General features: G+C 71.2%; 20 protein-coding genes and 3 pseudogenes. 16 read left to right on the top strand and 7 right to left on the bottom strand.

The features are described 5' to 3' along the window. Positions 1-107 precede the first annotated feature (107 nt). Together ACEXOX_RS02790 and ACEXOX_RS02785 are read right to left on the bottom strand one after the other, a co-directional pair. Complete coding sequence (locus tag ACEXOX_RS02790; RefSeq protein ID WP_406518868.1) at positions 108-296, bottom strand: alpha/beta fold hydrolase; 189 nt, start codon at positions 294-296, stop codon at positions 108-110. A 122-nt stretch (positions 297-418) separates the two neighbouring features. Next, positions 419-931 (bottom strand): annotated as a pseudogene (locus ACEXOX_RS02785) (alpha/beta fold hydrolase); the annotation flags it as partial. Positions 932-1,739: 808 nt separating this feature from the next. On the opposite strand from ACEXOX_RS02785, the pseudogene ACEXOX_RS02780 reads away from it, so the two are divergent. After that, a pseudogene (locus ACEXOX_RS02780) lies at positions 1,740-2,111 on the top strand (IS5/IS1182 family transposase); the annotation flags it as partial. A gap of 59 nt (positions 2,112-2,170) precedes the next feature. Here the strand turns inward: ACEXOX_RS02780 and ACEXOX_RS02775 are convergent. From ACEXOX_RS02775 to ACEXOX_RS02765, 3 genes are all read right to left on the bottom strand, one after another. After that, positions 2,171-2,920: a transposase family protein gene (locus ACEXOX_RS02775; protein ID WP_406518867.1), complete on the bottom strand. Its 750-nt coding sequence runs from the start codon at positions 2,918-2,920 to the stop codon at positions 2,171-2,173. A 240-nt stretch (positions 2,921-3,160) separates the two neighbouring features. Beyond that, positions 3,161-3,559 (bottom strand): hypothetical protein, encoded by a 399-nt coding sequence (locus ACEXOX_RS02770; protein ID WP_406518865.1) that lies wholly within the window; start codon positions 3,557-3,559, stop codon positions 3,161-3,163. Between the two features lie 66 nt (positions 3,560-3,625). Continuing rightward, positions 3,626-6,982 (bottom strand): ALF repeat-containing protein, encoded by a 3,357-nt coding sequence (locus ACEXOX_RS02765; protein ID WP_406518864.1) that lies wholly within the window; start codon positions 6,980-6,982, stop codon positions 3,626-3,628. 363 nt (positions 6,983-7,345) lie between these two features. On the opposite strand from ACEXOX_RS02765, the gene ACEXOX_RS02760 reads away from it, so the two are divergent. The 3 genes from ACEXOX_RS02760 (at position 7,346) to ACEXOX_RS02750 (ending at position 10,083) form a co-directional block, all read left to right on the top strand. Continuing rightward, positions 7,346-7,873 carry a hypothetical protein gene (locus ACEXOX_RS02760; protein WP_406518863.1) on the top strand — a complete coding sequence of 176 codons (528 nt, stop codon included), beginning with the start codon at positions 7,346-7,348 and terminating at the stop codon, positions 7,871-7,873. Positions 7,874-8,006: 133 nt separating this feature from the next. Continuing rightward, the gene (locus ACEXOX_RS02755) at positions 8,007-9,542 is read left to right on the top strand and encodes a trypsin-like serine protease (protein WP_406518861.1); all 1,536 of its coding nucleotides are present in this window, start codon (positions 8,007-8,009) and stop codon (positions 9,540-9,542) included. Positions 9,543-9,801: 259 nt separating this feature from the next. Continuing rightward, positions 9,802-10,083 carry a hypothetical protein gene (locus tag ACEXOX_RS02750; protein ID WP_406518860.1) on the top strand — a complete coding sequence of 94 codons (282 nt, stop codon included), beginning with the start codon at positions 9,802-9,804 and terminating at the stop codon, positions 10,081-10,083. Between the two features lie 100 nt (positions 10,084-10,183). Here ACEXOX_RS02750 and ACEXOX_RS02745 read toward each other — a convergent pair whose 3' ends face one another. After that, positions 10,184-12,961: an AAA family ATPase gene (locus tag ACEXOX_RS02745; protein WP_406518859.1), complete on the bottom strand. Its 2,778-nt coding sequence runs from the start codon at positions 12,959-12,961 to the stop codon at positions 10,184-10,186. Positions 12,962-13,240: 279 nt separating this feature from the next. On the opposite strand from ACEXOX_RS02745, the gene ACEXOX_RS02740 reads away from it, so the two are divergent. From ACEXOX_RS02740 to ACEXOX_RS02685, 12 genes and pseudogenes are all read left to right on the top strand, one after another. After that, a complete protein-coding gene (locus ACEXOX_RS02740; RefSeq protein ID WP_406518858.1) occupies positions 13,241-13,537 on the top strand; it encodes a hypothetical protein in 297 nt (98 codons plus the stop codon). 116 nt (positions 13,538-13,653) lie between these two features. Continuing rightward, a pseudogene (locus ACEXOX_RS02735) lies at positions 13,654-14,586 on the top strand (hypothetical protein); the annotation flags it as partial. A 299-nt stretch (positions 14,587-14,885) separates the two neighbouring features. Continuing rightward, positions 14,886-16,001 carry a Gfo/Idh/MocA family oxidoreductase gene (locus ACEXOX_RS02730; protein ID WP_406518857.1) on the top strand — a complete coding sequence of 372 codons (1,116 nt, stop codon included), beginning with the start codon at positions 14,886-14,888 and terminating at the stop codon, positions 15,999-16,001. Beyond that, positions 15,998-16,345 carry a hypothetical protein gene (locus tag ACEXOX_RS02725; RefSeq protein WP_406518856.1) on the top strand — a complete coding sequence of 116 codons (348 nt, stop codon included), beginning with the start codon at positions 15,998-16,000 and terminating at the stop codon, positions 16,343-16,345. Before ACEXOX_RS02730 ends, ACEXOX_RS02725 begins: the two co-directional genes overlap by 4 nt. Next, complete coding sequence (locus ACEXOX_RS02720; protein WP_406518855.1) at positions 16,237-17,304, top strand: B12-binding domain-containing radical SAM protein; 1,068 nt, start codon at positions 16,237-16,239, stop codon at positions 17,302-17,304. The genes ACEXOX_RS02725 and ACEXOX_RS02720 overlap by 109 nt, the downstream gene beginning before the upstream one ends. Before the next feature lie 5 nt (positions 17,305-17,309). Next, positions 17,310-18,449 (top strand): Gfo/Idh/MocA family protein, encoded by a 1,140-nt coding sequence (locus tag ACEXOX_RS02715; RefSeq protein WP_406518854.1) that lies wholly within the window; start codon positions 17,310-17,312, stop codon positions 18,447-18,449. After that, positions 18,446-19,102, top strand: coding sequence for a class I SAM-dependent methyltransferase (locus tag ACEXOX_RS02710; protein ID WP_406518853.1), 657 nt, complete (start codon positions 18,446-18,448; stop codon positions 19,100-19,102). The genes ACEXOX_RS02715 and ACEXOX_RS02710 overlap by 4 nt, the downstream gene beginning before the upstream one ends. Further along, positions 19,051-19,374 carry a hypothetical protein gene (locus ACEXOX_RS02705; protein ID WP_406518852.1) on the top strand — a complete coding sequence of 108 codons (324 nt, stop codon included), beginning with the start codon at positions 19,051-19,053 and terminating at the stop codon, positions 19,372-19,374. Before ACEXOX_RS02710 ends, ACEXOX_RS02705 begins: the two co-directional genes overlap by 52 nt. Before the next feature lie 86 nt (positions 19,375-19,460). After that, on the top strand, positions 19,461-21,122 hold the full coding sequence (locus tag ACEXOX_RS02700; RefSeq protein ID WP_406518851.1) for a serine hydrolase domain-containing protein: 1,662 nt from the start codon (positions 19,461-19,463) through the stop codon (positions 21,120-21,122). 82 nt (positions 21,123-21,204) lie between these two features. Then, a complete protein-coding gene (locus ACEXOX_RS02695; protein ID WP_406518850.1) occupies positions 21,205-22,290 on the top strand; it encodes a methyltransferase in 1,086 nt (361 codons plus the stop codon). A 173-nt stretch (positions 22,291-22,463) separates the two neighbouring features. Continuing rightward, positions 22,464-23,747 (top strand): cytochrome P450, encoded by a 1,284-nt coding sequence (locus ACEXOX_RS02690; RefSeq protein ID WP_406518849.1) that lies wholly within the window; start codon positions 22,464-22,466, stop codon positions 23,745-23,747. A 266-nt stretch (positions 23,748-24,013) separates the two neighbouring features. Beyond that, positions 24,014-24,493 (top strand): hypothetical protein, encoded by a 480-nt coding sequence (locus ACEXOX_RS02685; protein ID WP_406518848.1) that lies wholly within the window; start codon positions 24,014-24,016, stop codon positions 24,491-24,493. Positions 24,494-24,721: 228 nt separating this feature from the next. Here the strand turns inward: ACEXOX_RS02685 and ACEXOX_RS02680 are convergent, their stop codons facing one another. Beyond that, entirely contained in the window at positions 24,722-25,963 is a 1,242-nt protein-coding gene (locus ACEXOX_RS02680) for a hypothetical protein (RefSeq protein ID WP_406518847.1), read from the bottom strand. Positions 25,964-26,049 lie beyond the last annotated feature (86 nt).

Raw genomic sequence — 26,049 nt, 5'->3', positions numbered from 1 at the left:
TGGAGACACGGCCCGACGGTGAAGCGTCTCGTGGCACGCCCCCGATCAGGAGGGCCTGTGCTCGTGGGTGTCTTCGGGCCGGATCAGCCGCTCGGCTGCCCCGTAGCTCAGGCTGATGCGAAACCAGATGTCAGGCAGGCCAGCAACTGGCCGGGCGCGTCTTCCTGGAGGAGGTGGCCGGCGGCCTCGATCCAGTGCAGTTCGGCGTGCGGAACCCGTTCGTGCAGCCACTCGGCGTACTCCGGAGGGAGAATGCGGTCCTCGCGGCCCCAGACGATCCGTACCGGAATCGACACATTGCCCAGCAACTGCTCGTACGCGACCGTGTCCGCCTGCCTGATCTGGCTGTACTGACGGTAGAACGCCGCCTGCCCTGCCTCCCCTGCCACGGTGCGAGGAACGCGTCGAGGATTCCCGGCCGGAAGCCGGCGTGCGTGGCGTGCCGCAGATGGCTTGCGACCAGCGCTTCGTGGGCGTAGTCCGGAAGCTTGCGGAAGACTTCCTCGTGCTCCAGGAAGAGCCGGAACAGTCCCCGCTCCCACTCGCCGCCGGTCACCGCGTCGAAGAGGGTCAGGTCCCGGTAGTTCCTCTGCTCCAGCAGGAGGGTCCGCAGTGCTACCGCCCCGCCGATGTCGTGAGCCACGACGCTGGGGCGGGACAGTCCCCAGTGGTCGAGGAGCTGTGCGAAGTTCCTTGAGTGAGCCGCGAGGCTCAGGTCCTGGCCCTCGCGCTGCTCGGACCGGCCGAAGCCGAGATGGTCGAAGAAGAAGACCGTGCGGGTACGGGCGAGCGCGGGAGCGATGTCCCGCCACAGGAGGGAGGAGTACGGCGTGCCGTGCACCAGTACGAGTGGGTCACCGCTGCCCAAGGCCCCCCACCGCACCACCCCTCCGGGTGTCTCGAATGCCTCGTCCAGTGTCCAGTCCACCATTTTCTCCTCTCCTGCCTCGTGAGCACCACCTTCCACGCGGAGCGTTCTTCGATGCCTCATCACAAGAATCTGCCGCACCCGCGGGCCTCGGGCTCGTCCGCCTCGCCCTTTGTCTCGAAGCGAGCCTGCGCGCGGGCGCGGTTGCCCGGAGGGCCCCTGATGAGTGCGCTGGAAGCTTGAGGCGGCGCGTTTTCCGAAGCTCGTATCGCTCGTAACGACTTCATCGCGCGCGCCGTTGACGCATCCTGGCGGTGCGGGTGGGCGGGCGCAGTCCCCCTTGGTCGGGCTGGTGGCGTCCTCCGTCGGCGTCATCGTGGGGGAGCGGTGACGCTGATTTTCCGACTTCCGGCGGACAGGCAGCCGACGCTGCGGCGCAGTTCGTGGGCGCTGTAAAGGAAGGGCTTGCTATGGCGCGGTGACCAGATGCGGGGTGGCTCGCGCCACCGAAGCCCGAAGCGTCTGTCGAGCGCCCACGCTGGAAGCTGAGCGAGATGGACTGCCAGGTGCGCGCGTTGCCACCGGGGAGGCATCGCTGTGCTGGTCGCACCCGCAACGCGGTGCTGGTCAGCGCCCGCACGTCAGTGAGGGCGTAGGCGACGCGACTTTGTGCATTTCGCTCGCATCGCGCGGGCTGTCGGTCAGCCTATTCGCCCACGGCAGACGAGTGCGAAGGACTGGAACCTGCTCCAGGGCCATGTGAACGTAAAACGCCCCCGGAGGGGCAGGGGCTCAACAACAGCTCGCCGGGCGACATGTGAGGAGTCTGTTCTGTCGACCTGGCGCTCTCCGACCTGTTCGGATGACTTTCCCAACCGCCTTACGAGTCCTTGCCGCATGGCAGCAGGCCGGCGTCCGGGAAGACCTGCGGCAGGTGCTGCTGGGCCGCCTGCGGGCGGCGGACCGGCTGGGCTCCTCCCGCGCCACCATCGATGCCTCGCACGTGCGGACAAACGGGGGTGAAGCCGCCCAAAAGTCGGCCCGGGTCCGGCTGACCGGGGCCGGCCGGGCTCCAGGCACCATGTGCTGACCGACGGCGGCGGCATTCCGCTGCGGGTCTCGCTCACCGGCGAGATCGCCCACCGCGGGCAGCCACACGGCTCGGGGCCGGGTGCGACGGGTGGCCGAAGCAGCCATCGCCCACCTCCACGGACCACGCCGACTGCGCGTTCGCTTGACGGCTTGACACAGCCAGCGGAACTCCTGGCGGCGCCCCGCCCCGCTCTTGTTCACTGAGCCTTTTCAGCGTTGCCGCTCCAGGGTGAGGACAGCCCTGGCGATTGACGTCATTCGATTCGGGCTGCAGCGGGCGTGACGGAAGATCCTCCAGGTCTTCAGCCGGGCGACACCACGCTCGACCGGGACTCTTGTGCGGGCGAGCGCGTGATTGACGGTCTTCTGGGTCAGGGTGAGCTCTTGGCGGGGTCGTCGTTTGACCGCCGTGGTCAGCCAGGGGCCGGCTCCTTGGTAGGCGAGGTCGGCCACGAGTGGGACGCCCTGGCGTCCGCAGATCCTGATGATCCGGTGGGTGCGGGCGGCGGTGAGGTCATGGGTTCGGCCCGGCAGAGCGGGCGAGAGCCACAGCAGCCGTCCCGCCGGATCCGTGACCACCTGCACGTTCACTCCGTGACGCCGGTGCCTGGCCGAGTAGTCCGCCTGGCCGTCGCCGACGCGGTCGCACTCGACAAGAGTCCCGTCGAGCAGGGCGAAGCCGGGATCGCTCTCCCGCAGGACCTTGAGCAGGCCCGGCGCACGGACGGCGAGCAGAGTGATGACGGCGCCGACGTAGGCGTGAGCGGTCCCGACGGAGATGCCGAAACCGGCCGAGAGCTGGGCAAGCGTGTCGTGGCGGCGCAGGTACACCAGACCGATCAGGGCACGCTGGTGCGGCGGGAGCTTGCACCGGCGGTCACCTTCGCGGGTGACGATGAGCATCGTGACCCACTCGACCACGGCGTGCGGCAAGTCGAGTGCGGCAGGATAAGGAACCAACGAGGCACCTGCGCTGTTGAGTCGAGACGTTGAACACCTCCCTCAACGGCACGGGTGCCTCGTGCGTTGCGCACCGCCTCACCATCACCCGATCAGTGGGCAGACTGAAAAGGCTCACTCCTACTACGTCGGGGCCGGGGCTCTTCCAGACACCGAAAAAGGCGCCTGACACGGGCTCTGCCCGTCAGGCGCCTGACTGCTCGATGAGCTGACCGACCTGCTCGCGGATGCCGTTCGGAGTCAACCCCAGTTGAGCCATGCCCACAGGGCGAACGCCACGACGAATCCGGCGGACAGCTGAACCGTCAGCCGCTTGTTCGCCGGGGCCGATTTGCTGGCCGGAGTGCCCAGCGGGTCCTCGCCCTGCTTCACCGCTATGAGCATGTCCGCGCGCCGCCCTATGACACCGAGAATCATCCCGACGGACACGGTGGAATAGATGGAGAGGAGTTTTGTGAGATCGTGCCCCCGCAGCTTCCCGAGCACCGTCAGGAAGACAATACCGAAGAGGGGGATCATGGCGATCTGCTTCTTGGCCCGGGACGTTGGCATCATGGGCAGCCAGACCGCGAGGAAAAGGACCGTCGTGCCGGCCGCGATGAGCCACCAGACATTTACGGGGATGTGCGGGGCGTGCAAGATTCTCTCCTTACCACTGTGGGGCCCGCGAGCGGGCCCCACAGCTCAGCTCTACAAAAGGGTCGGTCAGCCGAACAAGCCGGTGACGCCCGAATAGATCGAACCGGCGGCGTCGCCGAACACTTCCTTGGCCTTCGTGCCTGCCGACTTTACTAGACCGGCACCCTTCGTGACGGCGCCCTTGAACTTGCCGCCGACGAAGCCGACGGTGGTACCGAGCGCGGACGCCCAGAATTCATCGCTGCCGAATCCGTAGGCGACACCGGTGAAGATGCTGCTGCCGACTCCTGAGAGGAGGGATATGCCTCCCGCGACAGCGCTGACGCCCTGCGCGACGCCCGGGGCCGGAATCAGGTTCGCGGCCGCCGCGGCCCAGCCGGTCCAGGTGCTGGTCTCACCCATGTAACCGGCCCAGTCGCACCAGGTCTGCTTCCCCGGCGGGCAGCCGCCACTGCTGCCGTCGTCGCCGCCGCCCTTGCTGCCGGGCAGCTCGGCCTTGTCGTTCTTGGCGTCGTCCTCGGGCCGCTGCTTCTGCTTCGCGGCCTCCTCGACCCTCTTGCGTGCGGCTTCCGCGGCCGCGCGCTGCTCGGCCTCGCGCTTGTTCTGGGCGATCTGCTTGGCTTCGCTGGCGGCCGCACGCGCGGCCGCAGCGTCCTTGCCGGCCTCAATGGCGGCTGTCTTGGCACGGCTGGCCGACGCTTGGGCGCTGGCCGCGGAGGCCACTGCCTGCTGTGCGGAAGCGGTGGCCTGGGTGGCCGAGTAGTTGGCCTGGCGGGAGGCGACCTGCGCCTTGGCGGCCGCGGCCTTGGCCTTCTTGGCGGAGGCGGCCGCGGAGGCGGCCGACTTGTCGGCCTGGCTGGCGAACTCCTGCGCCCGGTTGGCGTGGCCCTGGGCCTCCTTCGCCTTGGCCTGGGCCTGAGCGGCGTACTTCTTGGCGTCGTCCGCCTTGCCCTGGGCGCGGGCCGCGGCCTCGAAGGCGGTCTCGGCGTTCTCGTACGCCTGGGAGGTGGCCTTCGCCGCGACGCTGATCTGGGCCTGGATCGCCGCGGTGTGGGCCGCCGCGTCCTGGTCCGCCTGGGCGGCGCGGTACTGGGCACGCTCGACGAAGACACGGCGCATGGTGTCGGTGCCCTCAAGGGCGACCTGCGCGGCGGCCTTCATCATCGGCCCGCCCCGCTCCAGCTGCTGCAGTGCCTGGAAGCGGTCGTCCTCGGCCTGCGCCTTGGCGTAGCCCTCGGTGAGGAAGGAGTGCAGCGCCTCGGTGGAGCCGTCGTCGAGCGCCTTGGTCGCGGCGTCCTTCACCGCCTTGCCCGCCTCGTTGACGACCTTGAGGATCTGGAAGCGGTACTCCTCCTTCTGCCCTTCGAAGGCCCCCTTGGTCAGGAATTCCTGCACCGCCTCGGGTCCCTTGTCCAGCGCGGCCTCGGCAGCCGCTGCCGTGCGGGGCGTGCCGATCCGGCTGAAGAAGACGGCCTTCTCCCGGTCGTCCTGGTGCTCGGCGTCGATCCGGTCCTGCTTGATCCACGCCTTCACGTCCTCGTCGGAGCCCGACAGGGCGTCCTCGGCGGCCGCGCGGGTCCAGGTGCCCTGGCTCGACAGCAGGTTGACGGCCGCCTGGCGGGCCGCCCCTACGGCCGCCTGGTCGTCCTTGCCCAGCTTCTCGCCGGCCTCGGACATCAGCCGCTTGGTCTCCTCGCCCGTCTGGGCGGCCTGTGTCTGCTGCTTGGCGAGGACCGGCTTGAGGTCGTCCTCGAAGCGCTTGGCGTCGCGCGCCTGCTCGATCGACGCGGCGAGGTCGGCCTCCAGCATCTTCTCCTCGGCGGCCCGGGCGACGTTGAAGACCTCGGTGGCCTGCTCGGTCGCCTCACCGGCCGTCTTGGCGGCCTCCAGCGCGGCGGCGGCGTGGGCCTTGGACTTGTTGGCCGCGTCCTGGGCCTTGCCCGCCTCGTCCGCGGCCTTGTCGGCCGCCTTGGCCGCCGCGTCCGCGTGCGCGGCCGCGTTGTCGGCCGCGGTACGGGTCTGGCGGGCGGCCTTGGCCGCCTGGTCGGCCAGGGAGACCGCGCTGTTGGCGGCGGTGGTCGCGCGGTTGGCCTCGGCGCGGGCCGTGGCAGCCGCCCGCCTGGCGTGGGCCGCTTCGGCCTGCGCGGCGCCCGCGCTGGCACTCGACTGCGCGGCGGCCTCGGCCGCCGCGGCCGCGTTGCGGGCGGCGCTGGCCGCCGCGGCACCGGACCTGCCGGCCGCCGCGGAGGCGTTCGCCGCCTGGCCGGCCGCGGCCGCGGCGGTACGGGCACCCGCCGCCGCATCGCGTGCCTGCTGGGCGGCCTGGCGGGCCGCCTTGGCCTGTCCGGCGTCCGACACCGCGGCGTTCGCCGCGCGGTAGGCGCGGGACGCGGCCTGGCTCGCCGCGGCAGCGGCGGAGGCGGCGTTGGAGGCGGCGCGCGCTGCCGTACGGGCCGCGGCCACCGCGTTGTTGGAGGCGCGGATGGCGGTACGGGCCGCATCGGCGGCGCCCTCGGCGGCCTGTGCGGCCTTGGTGGCGAAGCGGCCGGCCTTGTCCGCGTCGGACTTGGCCGCCGCGGTCTGCCGCGCGGCCTCCTCGGCGGCCGCCTTGGCCTTCGCCGCGGCCTTGTCCGCGACCTCGGCAGCTTCCAGTGCCTCGTCGGTCTGGAGCTTGGCCTTCTTGCCGGCTTCGGTGGCGACTCGGGCAAGTTGCGCGACCGTCATCGTTTCCTGGTCGCGCGCCCGGGCCAGTTCCTGGCCGCGCTCCAGGAACTCGGCGATGTCCCCCGCGTCCCCGTTCAGCGCGCGCTCGGCGGCCTGCTTGACGGCCGGTCCGCCGGAGTTCATCACTTGCAGGACTTCGAAGCGGTTGTCCTCGTTGGTGGCCTTCTCCAGGCCCTCTTGGAGGAACTTCTCCAGCACCGCGGGGGCGCCGTCGTCCAGGGCCCGCTGGCCCTCGCGGTTGACGGCCTTGCCGCCCGCGTTCATGGCGCGCAGGACCGCGAAGCGCCGGTCGTCCTGGAGCGGCTTCTCGTATCCGTCCTTGACGAAGGCGAGGACCTCCTCGTCGGAGCCGGTCAGTGCCTTGTCCGACGCGGCGGACACGCCCTTGCCGGCGCTCGCCATCGTCTTGAGGATGGCGAACCGGGCGTCTTCCACCTCGGCCCGGTGCAGCGCGCCGCCGAGGAACGCGTTCATGTCGGCGGCCGAGCCGGTCAGCGCCTTGGCGGCCTCCCGCTTGGTCGCCGCGCCGCCGGCCTTCCACGCCTCCACGGCCCGCGCGCGGGCGTCCTCCACGGGCGCCCCTTCGCCGGGTGTCGCCGGGAGCGCGTGCGCCACGGTCGTACCGAATATCACCGCTGCCGTGGCCGCCGCGGCCACGGCGGTGAGTCTGCCGCGCAGCTGCCGAACTTGGCGCGACATGCTTGACGGTTTCATGTCAGGTGCTTCCCCATCCGGGATCTCTTGTTGAAGTCGAGAAGCGCGGCCACGCGTTCGGAAAGATGATCACACACGCGAAACCTTGACAATGGGGGCTTCTTGCGAGTGGCGGGCCCGTGAGTGGAAGCAAAGCGACGGGCGCGGCGCGTCAACCACCCTTTGAGGAAAGGATGTTGAGGGCGGGGTGGTGCCTGGGTATCGATGGATACGTGAGCCGATAGGCGGACGGGTGACGCTTTGATAACAAAGCTCCAGGGTTTGATGATGTGTGACGCCGAGTGATAATCCTTCCGCTGGGGGCGGTTTGCTCCCTTCAGCCTTCACCAACCGAAACGTGAGTCATCGATGCGGATACCCCTGCGGCCGCTGGCCCTTGGCCTGACCGGAAGCGCCCTCGTCGCCGGCGCCGTCCTGCTGACCGGAGCGGCCAGTGCCGCCGACCAGACCTCGGGCCCCGGCGCGGACCGGATCTCGGTCGCCGCCGGCTCGTCCGAGCAGCCCCCGCTCGCCATCGAGGACTTCTCCTACCCCGGTGCGGACCGCATCCTCAAGGAGAAGAACCTCAAGCTGAAGCACGGTGACGGCCACATCGTCCTCGCCGAATGCGACAGCAGCCCGAACCTGCTTCGGTTCATCGCCCGCGACCGCGCGGACTTCTGCTTCAAGGTCTCCGGGGACAGCGGCTACCTCGCACTGGAGGTCCCCGCGGTCGGCGGCGTGCAGAGCCACGACTACAAGGCCAAGGTCAACATGACCGTCGGCACCGAGAAGAAGTCCTTCGACGTCCCGAAGAACTCCTGGAAGGGAATCGGCGAGAACGCCGACCCCGCGGGCCGGGAACACACGCTGCTCGAAATCATCGCGAGCAAGTAATCCCGTCCGGGCCTGGGCCCCCGTCCGGAGGGCCCGGCCCCCGGAAGGCGCTGCCGCGCCGGCCCTCGCGAGCGCCCCGCGCCTTTCCCGCCCCCTCCCCGCAATCTCCCTCCCAAGAATTGAGGAAGCAAGAGTGTTTGGCAGACGTCCGCGCGCCGCATGGCTCACCGGAGTGGCCGCGACCACCGTCGCGGCGAGCATGCTGACCGGTGTCCCCGCCCATGCAGTCGTCGGTGACGCCGCCAAGGACGGGGCGAACCCGTTCACGGCGAAGCTCGACATCGGCAGCGGCCAGCGCGCCTGCACCGGCGCCCTGGTCGACCCGCAGTGGCTGCTCACGGCCGCCAGCTGCTTCGCCGACAAGCCCGGCCAGGACCAGGTCGCCGCCGGCAAGCCGAAGCTGGCCGCCTCGGCCACCATCGGCCGCACCGACCTGTCCGGCAAGGGCGGGCAGGTGCGCACCGTCACCGAACTCGTGCCGCGTACGGACCGGGACCTGGTGATGGCGAAGCTGTCCGCACCGGTCGAGGACGTCACCCCGGTCGCCGTCGCCTCCGCGGCTCCCGCCCAGGGTGAGACCCTGCGCGTGGCCGGCTACGGCCGCACCAAGGACGAGTGGGTCCCCGGCCGCCTGCACAGCGGCGGCTTCTCCGTGGACGCGGTGGACAAGAGCACGCTCGCCGTCACCGGCAAGGACGGTGCGAGCGTCTGCAAGGGCGACACCGGCGGCCCGGCCCTGCGCGAGACGGAGGCCGGCGGCCCCGAGCTGGTCGCGGTCAGCCACGCCTCCTGGCAGGGCGGCTGCTTCGGCTCCGAGGAGACCCGTACGGGCGCCGTCGAGACCCGCGTCGACGACCTGCACCGCTGGGTCCAGCAGATCCGCCTGACGGCCCTGCACAGCCATGTCACCGACGTCGTCACCTCGGCCGACTTCAACGGCGACGGCCGCCCCGACGTCGCGGCCGTGCTGGACGACAAGAACCTGCACGTCTTCTACACCGGCCCGGACGGCACGCTCGAATACGGCCGCGAGCTGTGGAACCACGACGGTTCCTGGGGCCGCAAGCGCGCGATGACCGCCGGCGACTTCGACGGCGACGGCCTGACCGACATCGCCGCCCTCAACGTCGACGGCTACCTCGACCTGTACCCGGGCACCAAGAGCGGCAAGCTGGGCTCGCCCCGCTCGATGGCCAAGGAAGGCTCCTGGAAGACCGTCTCCAAGTTCGCCCGCTACAAGGCCGACGACTCCGGCCGCGACGGCCTGGTGGGCATGTGGAACGACGGCTCGCTGTACGCCTACACCACCACCGCCGACGGCCGGCTGTCCGGCTTCAAGCGTCAGGTCTGGCACGACAAGACCTGGTCCAAGAAGCACCTGACCACCGCCGACTTCAACGGTGACCGCCGTGACGACATCGCCGCCGTCTCCCAGACCGGCGGCCTGGGCCTGTACACGGGCAACACCAAGGGCACATTCGACTACGACAAGGCGATGTGGCCCGACGAGAGCTGGGGCGGCTTCCGGGCCGTCATGGGTGGTGACTTCAACGGCGACGGCAAGGCCGACATCGCCGCCATCAACAGCTCCGGCGGCCTGTACCTCTACCCGGGCAACGGGAAGGGCACCCTCGGCTCGCGCACTGCCATGTGGCCCAGCACGTCCTGACCCCCGCAGCAGCGCATGACGAGAGGGGCACCCGGCAGCATGACCGGGTGCCCCTCTCCGTTTTGCCCCCTGGCCAGGCAGGTGCCCCGCGCGGTGTTCGCTCGTTACGGCTGGTCACGCTCGACGGTGGCAGATGAGGTGCGCCGCTATTGCGGTGCGAGCCCAAAAGGGTTTCAGGGCTGAATTCGCGTCAGTTCGCCGCCAGGTCCGGCCCGGTCATTCCGTACCGTCGCGAGCGCGGCCGGGCCGAACTCCCGGCGTGGAAACCACCTGGCACGATGCCCTCATGAATGCCGATGAATCGTGGGAATCCGTGCCGACCGTCAACGTACGGCTGTGGCGTGCCGATGCCATCGTGCTGTTCGACTGGCTGATGAGCACCGACCTGAACGCCGTGACGATCACGCACCCGGCTCAGAAGCAGGCGCTCGCAGATCTGCTGTCCCGGTTCGAGTGGGCATGCGATGTAGACATCACGGAGTCCACTGCGGAAGAGATCGCCGCAGCCCAGGAAGAGGTGGCCAAGGACATGGGCTGGTAGATGCCTGGGGTTGTGCGTGGAGAACCCACGGAGAATGGGGGAGCTGATTGGAGCGCTCCTGCCAGTAGGCAGGTCGGTCGCGGTCGCGGCCGGGCGCCGGTCACCGTGCCTCGTCGAACGCCATTCCGCGCAGTTCGGCGCGGGAACCCACACCCAGTTTGGGGAACGCCTTGTAGAGGTGGTAGCCCACGGTGCGGGGACTCAGGAAAAGGCGCGCGCCGATTTCGCCGTTGCTCAGCCCCTGTGCCGCGAGATGCACGACCTGGTGTTCCCGCACGGTGAGGGAGGACTCGTCAGCGGCTTTGGCGGGCGCCGCGGCCCGGGCGGAGCGGTCGCCCGCCGCTGCCAGTTCCATACGGGCCAGCCGGGCCCACGGCAGGGCGCCGATCCTGTGCAGATGGTCTTCGGCCAGCCGCAATTGCTTGCGGGCGAACTTGATGCGGCGCTCGCGGCGCAGCCACTCGCCGTACAGCAGCAGGGTGCGGCCCGTTTCGAAAGGGGAGACGTCGGCCTTGTCCAGGGCGGCGGTGAAGAGTTCTTCAGCGCGGTCGCCCTGGGCGAGCAGGGCTTGACAGCGCAGCCGGGCCGCGAGCAGGTGCGGGCCGTCGTGCGGGTGGAGGCCGCCGATGCGCCGTAGTGCCTCCTCGGCGCGCCGGGGTTCGCCGGCCCGGACGCCGGCCTCGACGTAGTCGGGGAGGACGAGGCGGCGCAGCATGAAGTGGCCGGCCGTACCGCCTTCCGAGCAGACCTCGCCCAACAACTGCGCGGCGTGCGCCGGCCGGCGCTCGGCCAGGCTGTTCAGGCCCAGTGCCCAGTGGCCGAGCGTCACCGCGCTGGCGATGCGGCGCGGTACGGCGATGTCCAGGGACTCCCGCGCCAGGAGCAGACAGCGGGCGCTGTCGCCCTGGGCAGCGGCCATCCAGGCGAGCATCGCGCGGAGGTGGCTCGCGGCGCCGAGCTGTCCGGTCTCCAGGGCCAGGGCGAGGGCTTCGTTGCCGTGGGCGGTGGCTTCGGACCACGGGCCGGTGACCATTTGGAGGGCTACCAGAGGCGCAAGAGACATGGGCAGCGCGCCGATCGCGCCGTTGCGGCGCAGGGTGTCCACGGCCCGTTGGAGGGTGTCGCGCAGGGGCAGGGTGACGTTCAGCAGGTGCGGCAGGAACGTCGGCGGCCAGACCCACGGGCGGGGGTCCTCGGGGCGGATCCAGGTGTCGGGGATGCGCGCGCCGCGTACGTCGGCGTCGGCGGAGCCCGGGGGAGCGGTGGTGCGGTCGGCGGCCAGGCCGCTGAGGTACCGCAGGTGCCGGGCGAGCGGATCGGGGGACTCGCCCCGCTGTACGCCGGTACGGTCGCCGTCCGGCGTGGCCAGACGTTCCAGCAGACCGGCCACGTGGGCCAGACGGCCGGGATCGTCGGCGACCCACGCGGAGCGGGCGGCCATGGCCAGGGACTCCCGGGCGTGGTACGGATCGGAACGCCCGGTCAGCTCGGCGCCTTCGAGGAGCGTCACGCACGCTATGGACGGGTCGCCGGAGGCATGGGTGATGGTGCCGCGTACCCGCACCAGCCGGGCCCGTAGAGCCGGCCGGTCCACCAGCGGCTCCGCCTCCTTGAGGAGGGCCTCGGCCTCGGTGGCCTGGGCCGCGGTCCAGGCGCAGTCGGCGGCGTCGATGAGCAGCTGGGCCCGTAAAGGGGACGACGGCGCGAGGGCGGCGGCGCGGCGCAGGGCCTTGGCGGCGGTGGCGACGCCCCCGGTGGACCGGGTCCGGGCGGCCATCTCCGCCAGCAGGCGGCAGACCTGCTGGTCCGGGCCCACGGCCGCGGCGGCTCGATGCCATACGTGCCGGTCGTCGCCCGCGTCTAGGGTCTCGGCCAGGGCGATGTGCGCGGCGCGGCGCAGGCTCAGGGGCGCGCCCTGGTAGAAGGCGGAGCGGACCAGGGGGTGCCGGAAGCGCAGGTGCTGCTGGTCGAGGGTGAGCAGGCCCGCGCTCTCCGCGGCGGCCAGTTCGTCCATGGCCCGGTCGGTGTCACCGGCGGCGCGCAGGATCACGGCCAGTTCGCCTTCGCCCTCGGCCGCGGCCAGCAGGCAGGCGTTGCCCGGCCGGGCGAGCAGGTCGCTGATCCGGTGCCGGTAGAGCCGTTGCAGCCGTTCGGTGAGCGGCAGTTCCTCGGGCAGCGCCGCCGCGCCGTCGAGCTGGGCGCGGCTGAGGGCGAGGGGGAGTTCGGTCAGGGCCAGCGGATTGCCGCCGGCCGCGCGGAGCAGCCTGTCGCGGGTGGCGGGGGCGGTGTGCGGCAGGTGCCGGGCCAAGAGGGTCGTGGCGGCGGCCGGGGCCAGCGGGCCGACGGGCAGCTCGGCCAGGCCCGGTGCGGGAAAGGGGCGCGAGCCGTCGCGTACGGCGAAGACGATGCCGACGGCTTCCGCGCCCAGGCGCCGGGCGACGAACAAGAGGGCGTCCGCCGACGGGGCGTCGAGCCATTGGGCGTCGTCGACCAGGAGCAGCAGTGGAGTGGTGCGGGACGCCTCCGACAGGAGGGTGAGCGCGGCGAGCGCCACCAGGAACCGGTCGGCGGGGGTGCTCTGAAGGCCGAAGGCCGAGCGCAGGGCGACGCTCTGGGGCGGCGGAAGCCGGTCCATGGAGCCGAGTAAGGGCAGGAGTAACTGATGCAAAGCGGCGAAGGGGAGTTCGGCCTCGCTCTCGACACCGACCGCGCCGAACACCGTCACGTCCGGTTGCGCCTCGTGCCTCAGCTGCTGCAGCAGTGCGCTCTTGCCGATACCGGCCGCGCCTCTCAGGACGAGAGAGCCGCTCCGGCCCTCCCGCAACGCGGCAGCGATCCGCGTCAGTTCACGTTCTTCCTGCTCACGCCCGACGAGCATTCGGTGTGCCTCTCTTGGTGACCGCCCCCGCCGACTGATGCATTGACTGATGCGCGGCGGTTCATGCCGTCCCGTTACGTGATCCTCGTCCGCCGTGCCGCACAGAAAGCGCACAGGAAGACTCGTAACCCGACAGATGCCCGGCCGTCGGTCTCCGGCGGAAGGTAGCTGCCGAGGCCGATCACCGGATGCTTTGCACAGAGCGCCGACTCGGCCGCACAGGACCGTTCTCACGAGGAATGCACGCCTGGCGTGGGTGGATATATGTCGGTATCTGAAGTGGATTCGAGTCACACTCAGCATGCGGCGGAAGCGCCGCACTCCGGCCCACCGGGCCCGTTCGAGGTGGTGGACGGCCGGCTGGAGCCCGCCGAGATCCTGGCGGCGGTGCGTACGGTGATCGCCGGCCAGACCTGGCCCCGGGGGCCGGCCCGGCTGGAGGACGAAGGGCCCGGCCGGTGCACCGTGCGCGTCGAGGGCACCGCGCTGACGATCCGCAGCGCCCCCTGCCGCACCGGCCACCCGGCACGCTCGACCCCGTTCCGTCCGGACCCGGCGAGCGCCGCGTGCTGGTGACGGCGTCCGGACCGCTGCCTCCCCGTGCGCAGACGGTGTTCGCCGCGCTCGTGGAGGAGCTCGGCCGGCGGGCCCGCTGCTACACCGACGCCGAGATCGCCTCCATCGTCGACGCGATGCCGCTGCTCAGCCGCTTCGACGCCCCCGAACCGGCTCTCGCCGACTGGGCCCTGGTCTTCCGCGACCACTACGTGGAGAACAGCGTCGGCTTCCTGCTCGCCATGGAGAGGGCCGGGCTCGACCCCGCGTGGGTCTACGCCCTGTCCAAGGGCGACCGCACCCTGCACCGCGACCGGGTGCACGCGTGGTTCGTGCATCGCGGCTACGCCAGCGACGTGCTGGACAACTCGGTGATCAACGGTACGGCGGACGAGTCCGCCCGTGCCGAGGCGCTGGCGGTCGACGCCCGCGTGGAGGACTTCGTCCGACGGGCGCACGCCGTCGGCCGCAGGGTCCTCGTCATCGACGACGGCGGCCTGCTCGCCCAGGGCCGCGGGAGCGACAACGGCCTCGTCGAACGGGTGGACGCGGCCATCGAACTCACCGTCAGCGGTCTCAAGCGCATCAGGAACGCCCCCGGCCGGCTCGCCGTCCCGGTACTGAACATGGCCCGCTCGCGCCTGAAGTCGCACCTGGGTTACAACGAGATCGCCGACTCCTGCATCCGCAGGCTGCGGGCCATCGTCCCCGGCGAGAAGTTCATCGGCCGGCACGTCCTGCTCCTCGGTTACGGCACGCTCGGCAAGCGCGCGGCGCAGGCCCTGCGCGGGCTCGGCTGCCGCGTCCACATCGTCGACACCGACATCCTGGCGCTCATCACCGCCGCGGAAGACGGCTTCGAGACACACCGCACCATCGCCCAGGCGCTCACCCTGCACCGCCCTTTCCTCGTCGTGGGCAGCAGCGGCGGCACCGCCATCACCGAGCAGGACGTACCGCTGCTGCCCGACGGCACGTTCCTGGCAGGCTTCGCCACCAAGGACTTCAGCGTGCTCAGCGAGGGCCGCTGCGGTGCCACGGCGACACCCGTCCCGCACGTCGGGGTGCGCCACCACCTGCCGCACGGCGCGACGGTCACCCTGCTCGGCGACGGCCGCTCACTCAACCTCTTCGAGTACGAGGGCATCGCCAACCGGGGGTACGACGCGTACCGGGCCGGAACCCTGCTCGCGGCGAAGAGACTCTGCCGGGACGCGGATTCCCTCCCCCGGGGGTCCACCTCGACGTCGTCGACGAACTCATCGACGAGGCCGGGCTCTTCGCCGCGTACTACGACTGCTACCTGCGCGACGGGCAGCCCGGCGGCACCCTCCCGTACGGCACCACCGCCGCGCCCGCGGGGACGCACATGCCCAGTAGGACACACGTGTGCGTCATCGGCCACGGTGTCGCGGGCCGGCTGCACCGCCAACTGCTCACCGGGCTGGGCGTACGCGTCTCCGTCGTCGACCCGCTCGCCACCACGCTGCCGTCCGCGACTCCCGCCGTCACCCGGATCGAGGACGTACCGCACGATCCGCCGGTCGACGTCTGGTCGGTGTGCACGCCGACTGCCGCGCACCTGGAGACGGTCGCCGCCGTACTCGAGCGGGACCCACGCGCCCGGCTGCTGGTGGAGAAGCCGGTCTGCCGTTCCTGGGAGGCCCCCGAACTGTCCGCCCTGCTCGCCAAGTACGACGAGAGCCGTCTGGTGGTGATGAACCAGTACGCGCACACCACGGCACTGGGCGTACTCAAAGCCGCCATGAAGGAGTGGGCGCCCGGCCACCGCGTCGACACCGTCCGGATCGCCTTCGGCAAGGACCGGCGGGCGGACATTGCGGCGGGCCGCTTCGTCGACCGGGACTACGGCGTGTTCGGCTACGAGTGGCTGCACATGCTCGCCCTGTTGGGCGGGGTCCTGCCGCGCCACGTCCAGCACCGCTACCTGACCGCCGACCCCCGCCCGGGGGACCTGCGGGTCGCCCACGACCCGGAACTGACCAGCGTCGCGGCCCACGACCTGTCCCGCCCGGACGGCGGCCCCACCGTGGAGCTGTACTCGACGATCACCGGGCCCCGGGCGGCACCCGGCTGGACGGTGCCCGCGTGGTGCCCCCGTCCGCTGCCGGGCCGCGAGAGCCGGCAGCGGCTGGTACAGGTCGGTGCCGGACCGGTGCGCTTCACCCTCGAACTGGCCCCGGTCAGCCTGCCCGGCGGCACCCCACTGCCCCGCAACATGCACCGGCTCACCATGTGGCGGCCCGCAGGCGAGCGCGAGTGGCTCATCCACGACTCCCCCATGGAGAACGCCCTGCGCTGGGCCCTGTCCGCGCTGTTCGCCCCGGGAGCGCGCCCGGAGACGGACCTGCGCGGCATCGGCCGTATCAGCCGGCTCGCCGCCCTGGCCCGCAGCCGTGAGCGGCTGCCCGTCGGCGCGCTCAGCCGCCGTGCCCCGGACCCGACTGTGGAAGTGAAGCCATGAGCAGTGTCTGCCTCGTCATCCCCAGCAACCCCTTCGACCAGTACTTCATCCAACTGCCCCTGGACGCGGTGACCGCGGCCGGCCAGCTACGGGCCGCGGGCCACTCCGTCACCATCTGGGACCAGCGCCTCCAGGACGCGCCGGCCGGCGACGCGTACGACGTACTGGTCGTCTTCACGGCCATCGCGGACCGGGCCCAGTGCTACCCCTCGACCTGGACCCGGTACGGGCGGCTGTGGAACGGGCCGTCGCCCGCTTCCCCTCGGCCCGCACCGTCGCGGTCGGCCCGCACGGCACCCACCTGCCCGGATCGACGCGCGCCGACCTCGCCGTCGATCACATAGCCGTCGGCGAGACCGACTCGGCGACCGTCGGCGCGGTCGCCGACGTACTGTCGGGCGTCGAAGAGCCGGTGCTGTGCGACCGGAGCGCCCCCCACAACCTGCTGAACTCCCCGGACTCCCGCCCGCGGCCCTACCCCAACATCCCCCTCGACGCCTTCGCCTTCCCCGCCTTCGACCTGGTGCCCACCGCCGACTACACGGCCGAGGTCATCTCCGGCGGGCTGCCGCTCCCCGGCCCGTGCGGCATGGTCCTGGCCGCCCGCGGCTGCACGTACGGCTGCACCTTCTGCCACCTGCCGTTCGGTACCCGCATGCGCAACCAGCCGCTGGACCGGGTGCTGGCGGAGATCGGCGCCCAGCAGGCCGCGGGGCTGGAATTCGTCTTCTTCCTCGACTATGTCTTCGGCATCAACCGCACCTTCTACGGCGAGCTGTGCGAGCGGCTGCGCGGCCGCGGCCTGGGCTGGGTGGGACAGACCCGCGCGGAGATCGTGCTCAAGAGCGACGTGTCCCAGTGGGCGCGGGCGGGCTGCCAGGGCATGTGGCTGGGCGCCGAATCCCCCGCCATCGCCGGCACCGGCGTGCACAAGCGGGTCAGCGAGGAGCAGATCAGTCAGGCGGTGATCAAGCTGCGCGACGCCGGCATCGTGCCCTTCGCGTTCGTCCTCATGGGCCTGCCTGATGACGAGGCGTGCGTCTCGGGCCGGCTGGTCGACTGGGCCGCCGGACTGCCGGCCTGGTTCGGCATCAACCAGCTCTTCCTGCGGCCGGGCACCACGCTCTACGACCAGCTCGCACCCGCGCACAACGGCGGCCGGACACCGACGACCTGGCGGGAGGTGCAGGAGGTCACCCGGCACTACCGCGCCACCTACCCGGCCGACCTGGACGCCCAGCAGAAGAGGCTGACCGAGCTGCCGAACTACCTGGGCAACGCCATCGTCCCGGCGGCGGGGTGAGCGCCGTGCTGCGCTTCGGCATCATCGGATGCGGTGTGCTCGGCTCCTTCCTCGGACGGCTGCTGACCCACGAGCGGGAGGGGCTGCCGGACGCGGCCCGGCTGACGGCGGTGGCCGGCCGCGACGCACAGCGCACCAAGGACACGGCCGACGCCCTGGGCTGCGACCCGCTGACCGTCACCGACCTGCTCGCCCGCCCGGACATCGACGCCGTGGCAGTGTGCACCCCGAGCGGCACCCACGCCGAGCTGGGCGTCCGGGCGCTGCGTGCGGGCAAGCACGTACTGGTCGAAAAGCCCATCGACGTCACCCCCGACGCCGCCGACCGGCTGCTGGGTGCCGCACGAGAGACCGGCCTGACCCTCGGCGTCGTCTCCCAGCACCGCTTCGACCCCGCCGTCCGCATCGTCAAGTCCGCCGTGGACAACGGCCGCTTCGGGCGTCTGACCTCGCTCGTCGTCGAACTGCCGTGGTGGCGCGAGCAGGCGTACTACGCCGTCGGCTCCTGGCGCGGCACCCGGGAACTGGACGGCGGTGGCGCCCTGATCAACCAGGCCGTGCACCTGGTCGACCTGGCCCAGTGGCTGGCCGGGCCGGTCACCGAGGCCGCCGCGCACACCGGGCTGCTGGCACACCACGACATCGAGGTCGAGGACGTGGCGACCGCGAGCCTGCGGTTCGCCTGCGGCGCGCAGGGCGTGCTGCTGGCCACCACGGCCGCGTACCCGGGACGCACCGCTCGCCTGGCGGTGCACGGCGACCGCGGCGGCGCGGTGATCGACAACGACGAGCTGGTCTACTTCCACGCGGCCCGGGACGGCGAACAAGCCGCGGTCTACGGGGCGTTCGACGCGGGCAACCAGGTCGCGGACATCCTTCCACGGCAGCGGACCGAGCTGGTGCGCGACCGGAGCGGGCTGCTGTACCAGCCGCACCGCGACCAGATCGCCGACTTCTGCGCCGCCGTGCGCGAAGGCCGTCCACCGCTGGCCGACGGACCCGGCGCCCGCCGGGCGCTGGAAGCGGTGACCGCCGTCTACGCCTCGGCCCGCGCCGGCACCGCGGTCCGTACTCGCCATGTCGCCCCCACGGATCCTGCCGGCTCCGCCGACAGGCCGGACGTCCCCGAAAGGACAGCACCGTGACCGAGACCGCGCCCGCGCAACTCGTCACCGACGCCGCGCCGCGCCCCACCGCGCAGGACCGCAAAACCGCGCTCGCCGGGCTCTTCGACCGCAGCGCGCCGACCTACGAGCGGGTCGGGGTCGACCACTTCGCCGAGCTGGGACGGCGCCTTGTCGGACATGCCGCCGTCCTCCCCGGCGACCGGCTGCTGGACGTCGGGTGCGGCACCGGCGCCGTACTCGTCCCGGCCGCCGAAGCGACCGGCTCCACCGGCAGTGCGATCGGCGTCGACCTGTCCTCCGGCATGGTGTGGCGCTCTCGCGAGGCGCTGCGTGAGGCGGGCCTGACGCACGCCCACGCGGTGGTCGCCGACGCCGAGACGATCGACTGGGACGCCGGGGAGCACGCGGTGCCGCCGCCCGCGAACGGGTCGCTCGACGCCGTGTTCGCCGGTATCTCCCTGTTCTTCTTCCCGCACCCGCACCAGGCCGTGGCCCGCTACCGGGAACTGCTGTCCCCCGGGGGCCGGCTCGCCATCTCGTGGTGGGGACGGCCGGACCCCGCTGGGACCCGGTCTTCGCCGCCAGCGCGCCGTACGGACGGGGAGGCTCCTCGCACGCCTTGCCCGAGGACAGCCCCTTCCGCTCCGTCGACGCGCTGCACACCATGCTGAAGGAGGCCGGTTACGCCTCCGTGGAGACCGACGAGCAGCAGTACGTGACCCGTTTCCGAGGGGCGCACCAGTGGTGGGACTGGGTGTGGTCCACGGCCGGGCGGATGTTCTGGGAAGGCGTACCGGCCTCGTCGATGGAGCGGGCCAAGGCGGCGGTCGACGCCGAACTCGACCGGCTGCGGGCCCCCGACGGCAGCCTGACCAACACGTCGGCGGTGCGCTTCACGATCGCGCGTACGCAGCCGTCGACGGCCACGGAGACGATGCCGTGACGGGGGTCGGCGAGACGGTACAGGCCGATGTCCGGGCAGGGAGCCGTGAGGTGGGGCAGGCCGATGCCCGGGCAGGGATTCATGAGGTGACACAGGCCGATGCTCGGACGGCCACCGCCCCTGCCCCCTGCCCCCTCTTCTCCCCGCCCTGGCTCCGGTGCGCCGCCGAACTGACTGGCGCCGGCCCCCTGGACACGTCATCGGCGCTGGCCCTGGGCCTATGCCTCACCGACGCCCCGGCCGGCACCGCCGATCGCATTTTCGTCCAGGCCGACTTGTCCGCCGGTCACCTGCGTTTCACCGGCGAGGGCTGGGACGAGCGGCCCACCCTGGTGCTCACCCTGAGCGTCGCGGACGCCACGACCCTGTTGTTCGGGGACGGCAGACAGCGGGTGCAGCTGTTCGAACGCGGTGGGCTGCGTCTGGAAGGCGTCTTCCTGTTCGTCTTCTTCCTGGACCGCATGCTCCAACAGGACCGGTCCGGCGTCCTGGCCCGGCTGCGGACCGTGACCGAGGGCCTGGCTCCGGCCGCGGACCACGGCCCGGCCGCCGCACAGCGGACATCCGCGGGAACCGGTCGCCGCCCGTCGTACCCGCCGGAGCCCGAAACCGGCGACGAGGACCCGGACACGGAGGCGAGAAGGCAGGCCGAGCGGGTGCTGCCGCGCACCATGTCCGTACTGCGCGACGAGATCGGCCGTAGTACGCCCGGCGCGCAGTTCGCCATCGCGCACCACGACTCGGGCACCAGGCTGTCCGTGGCCCTCGGCGACTGCCGGCCCGGCGTACCGTTCACCCGCGACGCCCTGCCGATCTGGTACTGCTGCTCCAAGCCGGTCGGCGCCGTGGCTGTCGGCCGGCTGTGGGAGCGGGGCCTGCTCGACCCGATGCGGCCGGTCGCCGCGTACCTGCCGTGGTTCACGGGCGACGGCAGGGAGACCGTCACCCTGTACCAGCTGCTCACCCATACCTCGGCCGTACCGATGGGGCTCGACCCCCTGCACGGCACCATGGCCGCACCCGTGGCGCTCCGTCGCGAGCAGCTGCGCGCGATGACGGTGCCCCGCGACGTCCGGCCGGGCACGAGGATCACGTACGGACCGTGGTGGGCGTGGTTCCTGCTCGCCGATGTGGTCCGGGCGGTCGACGGACGTGCCTACGAGCGGTTCCTCGCCGAGGAGGTCCTGGCGCCCTGCGGTATGCGCGACACCCGGGTGGTCCTCACACCGCGGGAGTACCGGCGTACGGCGGACCGGCTGCCGCTGATCCATGTCGCCGGGGGCGGCGCCCCCATCCAGCCCACCCACTGGTACGCCACCGAAGCGTCCTGCACCCGGCCCATCCCCGGGCTCAACCTGCGCGGCCCGATGTCGGACCTCGTGCTGTTCTTCGAGGCGCTGATGGACGGCGGCCAGGGCCGGGTGGACCGCGTACTGCGGCCCCAGACCGTCATGGCGCTCACCGCTCGCCACCGGGTGGGCCTGGTCGACCCCTTCGGCAACGCCGACTGGGGGCTGGGCTTTCGCAACGAGTCGCACCACCTGGGGGACATCTGCACGGCCTTCAGCCGCCACGCCTCGCTGCGCACGTTCGGCCACTACGGACTGTGGACTTCGGCGGCCTTCGCGGACCCTGACGCCGGACTCGTCGTGGCGCTGCACCTCAATGGCAAGACGTGGCAGGAGGAGCATCAGAAACGCATGATCGCGATCGGCGACGCCCTCTACGAGGACCTGGGCCTGGCATGACCCGGCCGCCTTCGCCCCTTCTTCCTCCTCCGGCCTTCCGGCCAACGGCCCTCATTGCTCACGACCATGAACGGAGTCCCGCATGACCAAGCCCTCGGTGTCCGACTCGCCGCACGCCATCATCGATCTCGCGGTCGCCTTCTGGAAGTCGAAGGTCCTGCTGAGCGCCGTGGAGCTGAAAGTCTTCGAGACCCTGGCCCGGCAGCCGGCGACCGGTGCGGAGCTGTGCGCCCGCCTCGGCATCACCGGCCGCGGCGGCGCCGACTTCCTCGACGCCCTGGTGTCGATGGGCCTGCTGGAGCGGCAGGACGGCGTCTACCGCAACTCCCCGACGGCCGACCGTCATCTCGACCCCGGCAAACCGGGCACCGACATCTCGGGATACCTGGACTTCCTCAACGCGGGCTTCCCCTGCTGGGCCGGTCTCACCGAAGCCCTGCGCACCGGCGGACGGCTCGACTTCTCCCGCGCGCTCGCCGTATCCGGCGGTTCCGGCGGCGCGGCACCTGCCGACCCCGAACCGCTCGCCTCCGACGCCGGCAACGACACCTTCGGTGCCGCGTTCGCCGCCCCGGACCAGGTGACCGGCTTCCTGCGGGCGATGACCGGATACAGCATGGGCGCCAACCACGCGTTGGCCGAGACGTACGACTGGCACAAGGTCGGCTCCGTGGCGGACGTGGGCTGTGCCGAGGGCGCTCTGCTGGCCCAGATCCTCACCCGCCACGAGCACGTGGAGGGCATCGGCTTCGACCTGCCCGCGGTCGAAGCGGGATTCACGGCCCACACCAAGCAACTGGGCATCGCCGACCGGGCGCGGTTCGAGGGCGGGGACTTCTTCACCGGGCCGCTGCCGACGGCCGACGTCCTCATCATGGGCCACGTCCTGCACGACTGGGACCTGGACACGAAGAAGATGCTCATCCGCAAGGCGTACGACGCGCTGCCCCGGGGCGGTGCGCTGCTCATCTACGAGTCCCTGATCGACGACGACCGCAAAGCCCGTACCACCGGTCTGCTGATCAGCCTCAACGTCTCGCTGGTCTCCGCCGGGGGACTGGGGTACACCGGCGCCGACTGCCGGGCGTGGATGGACGAGGCCGGTTTCCGGAACGCGTCCGTCCGCCACCTCGACGGTCCGGAGTACCTCGTCGTCGGTACCAAGTAGCCGGCGTCGAAGGAGCGGGAGTGACGGGAGCGGCAGGCGGATGACGCGGGGGCGGGCAGGCGAACGGCCCGGCGTCCGGCTGCCGCCGTCCGGTCGTTCGTCCGGCCGTCCCCGTCCGACCGCTTCCTCCGGGCTGCCCCACCCACCCCTCCACCGGGAGAGAGCGAACACCGATGAATCACCCGGCCCGGCCCGGCGGGGCCGCACCTGACAGGCCCTGTGTCCCCATTCCCCCCACGGCGCCTGCCGACCACCCCAACCTCGCTCGAACCACCCAGCGCGGGCCGCTTCCCGATTTCCTGCCCACCGGGGACAGCGTCGCGGACGTCGTCCCCGTCGTCGCTCCCACGGGTGACCACATCTGGCTCGTCACATGTTTCGGCCTGGGCCGCAAGGTCCTCACCGACGACCGGTTCAGCCGCGCCACAGCGGTCACCCCCACCGCGCCGGCCATCCACCCGCTCCGTCCCGACCCGGCCGCCCTCACCAGCCTCGATCCGCCGCAGCACACCCGGCTGCGCAGACTGGTGAACCGGTCCTTCACCCCGCAGGCCGTCGCCCGCCTGGAGGACGGCATCCGGCACACGGCCCGTCAGCTGCTCGTCGGCCGCACCCGCATCGACCTCGTCGCGCAGTACGCCATGCCCCTGTCGGCCACGACGATCTGCCGCGTACTCGGCGTCCCCGAAGCCGACCACACGCGCTTCGCCGGCTTGGCGGACCGCGCCCTGGGTATCACCACCGGGATCTTCGAGGAGCAGAGCCTGGCCCGTGACGCGATGCGCGACTACATCCGGGATCTGATCACCGAAGCCCGGCGCCGCCCCGGCGGCCACATGCTGGGCTCGCTGGCCACCGCGCACGACGAGAGCGGAGCGCTGAGCCACCAGGAGCTGACGGCCCTGGTCGAGCTGCTCCTCAACGCGGGCTACGAGACCTCCGTCGGCCAACTGGGCCTGGCCGTCGTCGCCCTGCTCGACCACCCGGAGCAGTGGCGCCTCCTGGCCACGGCGGCGCACCCGGAGCGCGCGTCGTCCGCGGCTGTGGAGGAACTGCTGCGCTACGCCCCCGTCGTACCGATGAGTTTCTCCCGCGTCGCGCGGCAGGACCTGGTCCTCGGCACGGTCCGGATACGTGCCGGAGAAGCCGTCGTGGTGTCCCTGCTGCACGCCGGTTTCGACCCGCGTACGCATCCGGACGCCTCCCGCCTGGATGTCACCCGCCCCCACGCCCGCCACCTGACCTTCGGACACGGCGCCCACACCTGCCTGGGCGCCCAACTGGCCCGCACCCAGCTGCGCGTGGCCCTGGAGGAACTGGCCGCGGCGGCTCCCGGCCTCACCTCGCGGGTTCCGCTGCCTTCCCTCCGCTGGCGGCGGCCCGAGGCAGTCGTCCGCGGGCCGGTCGCGCTGCCGGTGACCCTTTCCGGGAAGGCCTCGGGTGCAAGAGCGAGTTGACCGGCCACCGAGGGCGTCGAGCTTCCGGCCGCCACCGGCAGCGGCGCCTGCTCAAGCTGACAGCCGCTCGACATACCGCCCCCGAAGGAATACATCGAAAGATGTATCCGACCTTGTACTTGGGAATGAAATGTCCACTACCGCGTTAAGGCCGTACCTCCCCCTGCTTTTCGCTTGTACAGTATTTTTGCGACTTCGGTGCAGGGCGAGCGGTGAGGCGGCATGGGGGCATAAATGGTAATGGGGGAAGACTATGCCTTTCTCGAATGGGCTGCGAAGTGCCAGCCCTTAGCGGGCTCCCTGCTTTCCGGTACGGGTTGCGTCTTGGCGGCGATGCACTGGCGCAGGGAGTTCAGGAGCAAATGACGAAAAAATTTGTCGCCTTCGGTGCCGCGGTCATGGGCATGGCCATCATGACTGCCTGCGGTCCGACCGGGGGTGAGCCCGGCTCATCGGGCCAGGTGACTACCGGTACCTCCAGTGCCAACGAACTGAGCGGAGCCCGGAAAAAGATCTTCTTTGATCTCCTGGAGAACACCAAGAACAAGCCCTCCGGGGTCAGCGACGAGGAACTCGTCAGGCAAGGCAACGCGATCTGCGCCGCCGACGGCAACGGTGGTGTGGGCGGCGCCATCGGCAGCGCCGTCGATGTCACCCGAGAGACCAAGAAGAAGCTCGATATCTCCTTCAAGGACGCGGTCGCCGTGGTCGGCGCGGCTCGCGCGGCCTGCAAGGCGCAGCCCTGAACTGACCTCGCGCTTTCACGAGGTGGGCTGTCCGGCTGGTGATCGCGAACGCAGAATACTCGCGGTCGCCCTGGGTCTTCACGGCGACCCGGTCGGCGGGGTAGCGGCACCTCGCCGCGGCCGAGGCGGCTGTTCCCGAGGCCGGGTTCGGAGCAGGGATGTGAAGGGCCCCGCACGGAACCGGGAGGCCGGAGTTCACGTGCGGGGCCGCTCACGAGGTGTGGGTCGTCAGACTCCGATCAGGGTGTACGTACCCGTACCGTCCGGCCGGCCGCTGGAGTACTGGCGTATGAACTCCCCGTCCGCGTACCGGTCATGGCCCATCATGGAGCCGGTGTACTTGTTCTGCACACCGATCTTCGAGCTGCCGGGCACGTCGCGGTAGATGTAGAACCGCTGGAGGTCGTCCTCCGCGCAGGGGGCCGTCTGCAGGACCGCCCGTTCGGTGGACGCGTTCTGCGAGGCGATGGTCGCGCACCCGCCGTTGCCCCAGTTCCACAGGGACGCCTCAAGGACCCCGTCGCGCTCCGTCACGTTGCACAGGCGCCAGTTGTCCAGGTGGGCGCTGAAGATCGACGAGGGCCGCAGGCGGACACCGTCGGACTCCAGGAGCGGCGCGCCCCAGGACAGGGGCTTGCCGGGTACGGCGATCTTGTAGACCTGAGTCTGGCAGTCGAGCGCGGCCCGCGCGCCACGCCCGGTGGCCTTGGGCTGTTCGGCAGACGTGCCGCTGGTGAGAGCCGGGCGCTGCACGAGGCGGTCCCGCACCTGCTTCGCCGTCGGCGCCACCGCACCTGCCGGGTGCTCGGCCTTCGCGGCGGCCGAGCCGCAGTCGAGGAGGGTCTGTGCCTTGGCCATGATGCTGCCTGGGGGCACCCGGTCCTGGCAGCGCACCGCGCCTTCCTCAAGGGTGGTGTACGTGGTGAAGTTGCCGCCGTCCGGACCCTCGGCCCACTTCAACGCCCAACCGCCGCCGCTCTGTTGCACGCGGTTGCAGTTGAGGCTCGAGTAGGTGCCGGTGACCTTCTTGGTGCCCTTGTAGGCGCCGTAGTAGCCGGGCTGGTTGAAGTTCCACGTGACCGCGTTCGACTCGGTGCTGGTGGAGGTGTAGTCGACCTTGACGTCCAGGCCCAGGCTCGCGCCGACCTTGCCGAGGGCCTCGGTGCCGAAACCGCCCTCGACCTTGCCGTTGAGGCCGACGGAGACCGTGATGGTCGTCTGGGTGGTGGTGGTGACGGTCTGGGTGCCGGTTGTGCCCTCGGTGACGTACCAGCCCTTGAAGTGGGTGATGGTCGGCAACACTTCGGTGGACTTGATGTACGGGTGGCGTCTGCCGAGATCGGCCGCCGTGCAGGTGTCGCCGGGCGCGGGCGTCTGCGCCGTCGTGGTGGCGGGTGCCGCGGCAGCCGGTGAGGCGGCGAGGCCCATGGCGGCGACTGCCACGGCGGCCGCCGTGGCGGTCACCGCCATGAGTGATCTTCCGACGTGTCTGACGGGTCTTGTGGGGCGCATCGTTGCCCATTTCCTACTGGTCGTGTACATGTCCGGTCGTAGGT

Source organism: Streptomyces sp. Ac-502 (assembly GCF_045222935.1).
GTDB lineage: Bacteria > Actinomycetota > Actinomycetes > Streptomycetales > Streptomycetaceae > Streptomyces > Streptomyces monomycini.
The sequence above is the reverse complement of the archived record's forward strand: the minus strand, read 5'-3'. Positions and strand labels throughout refer to the sequence as shown.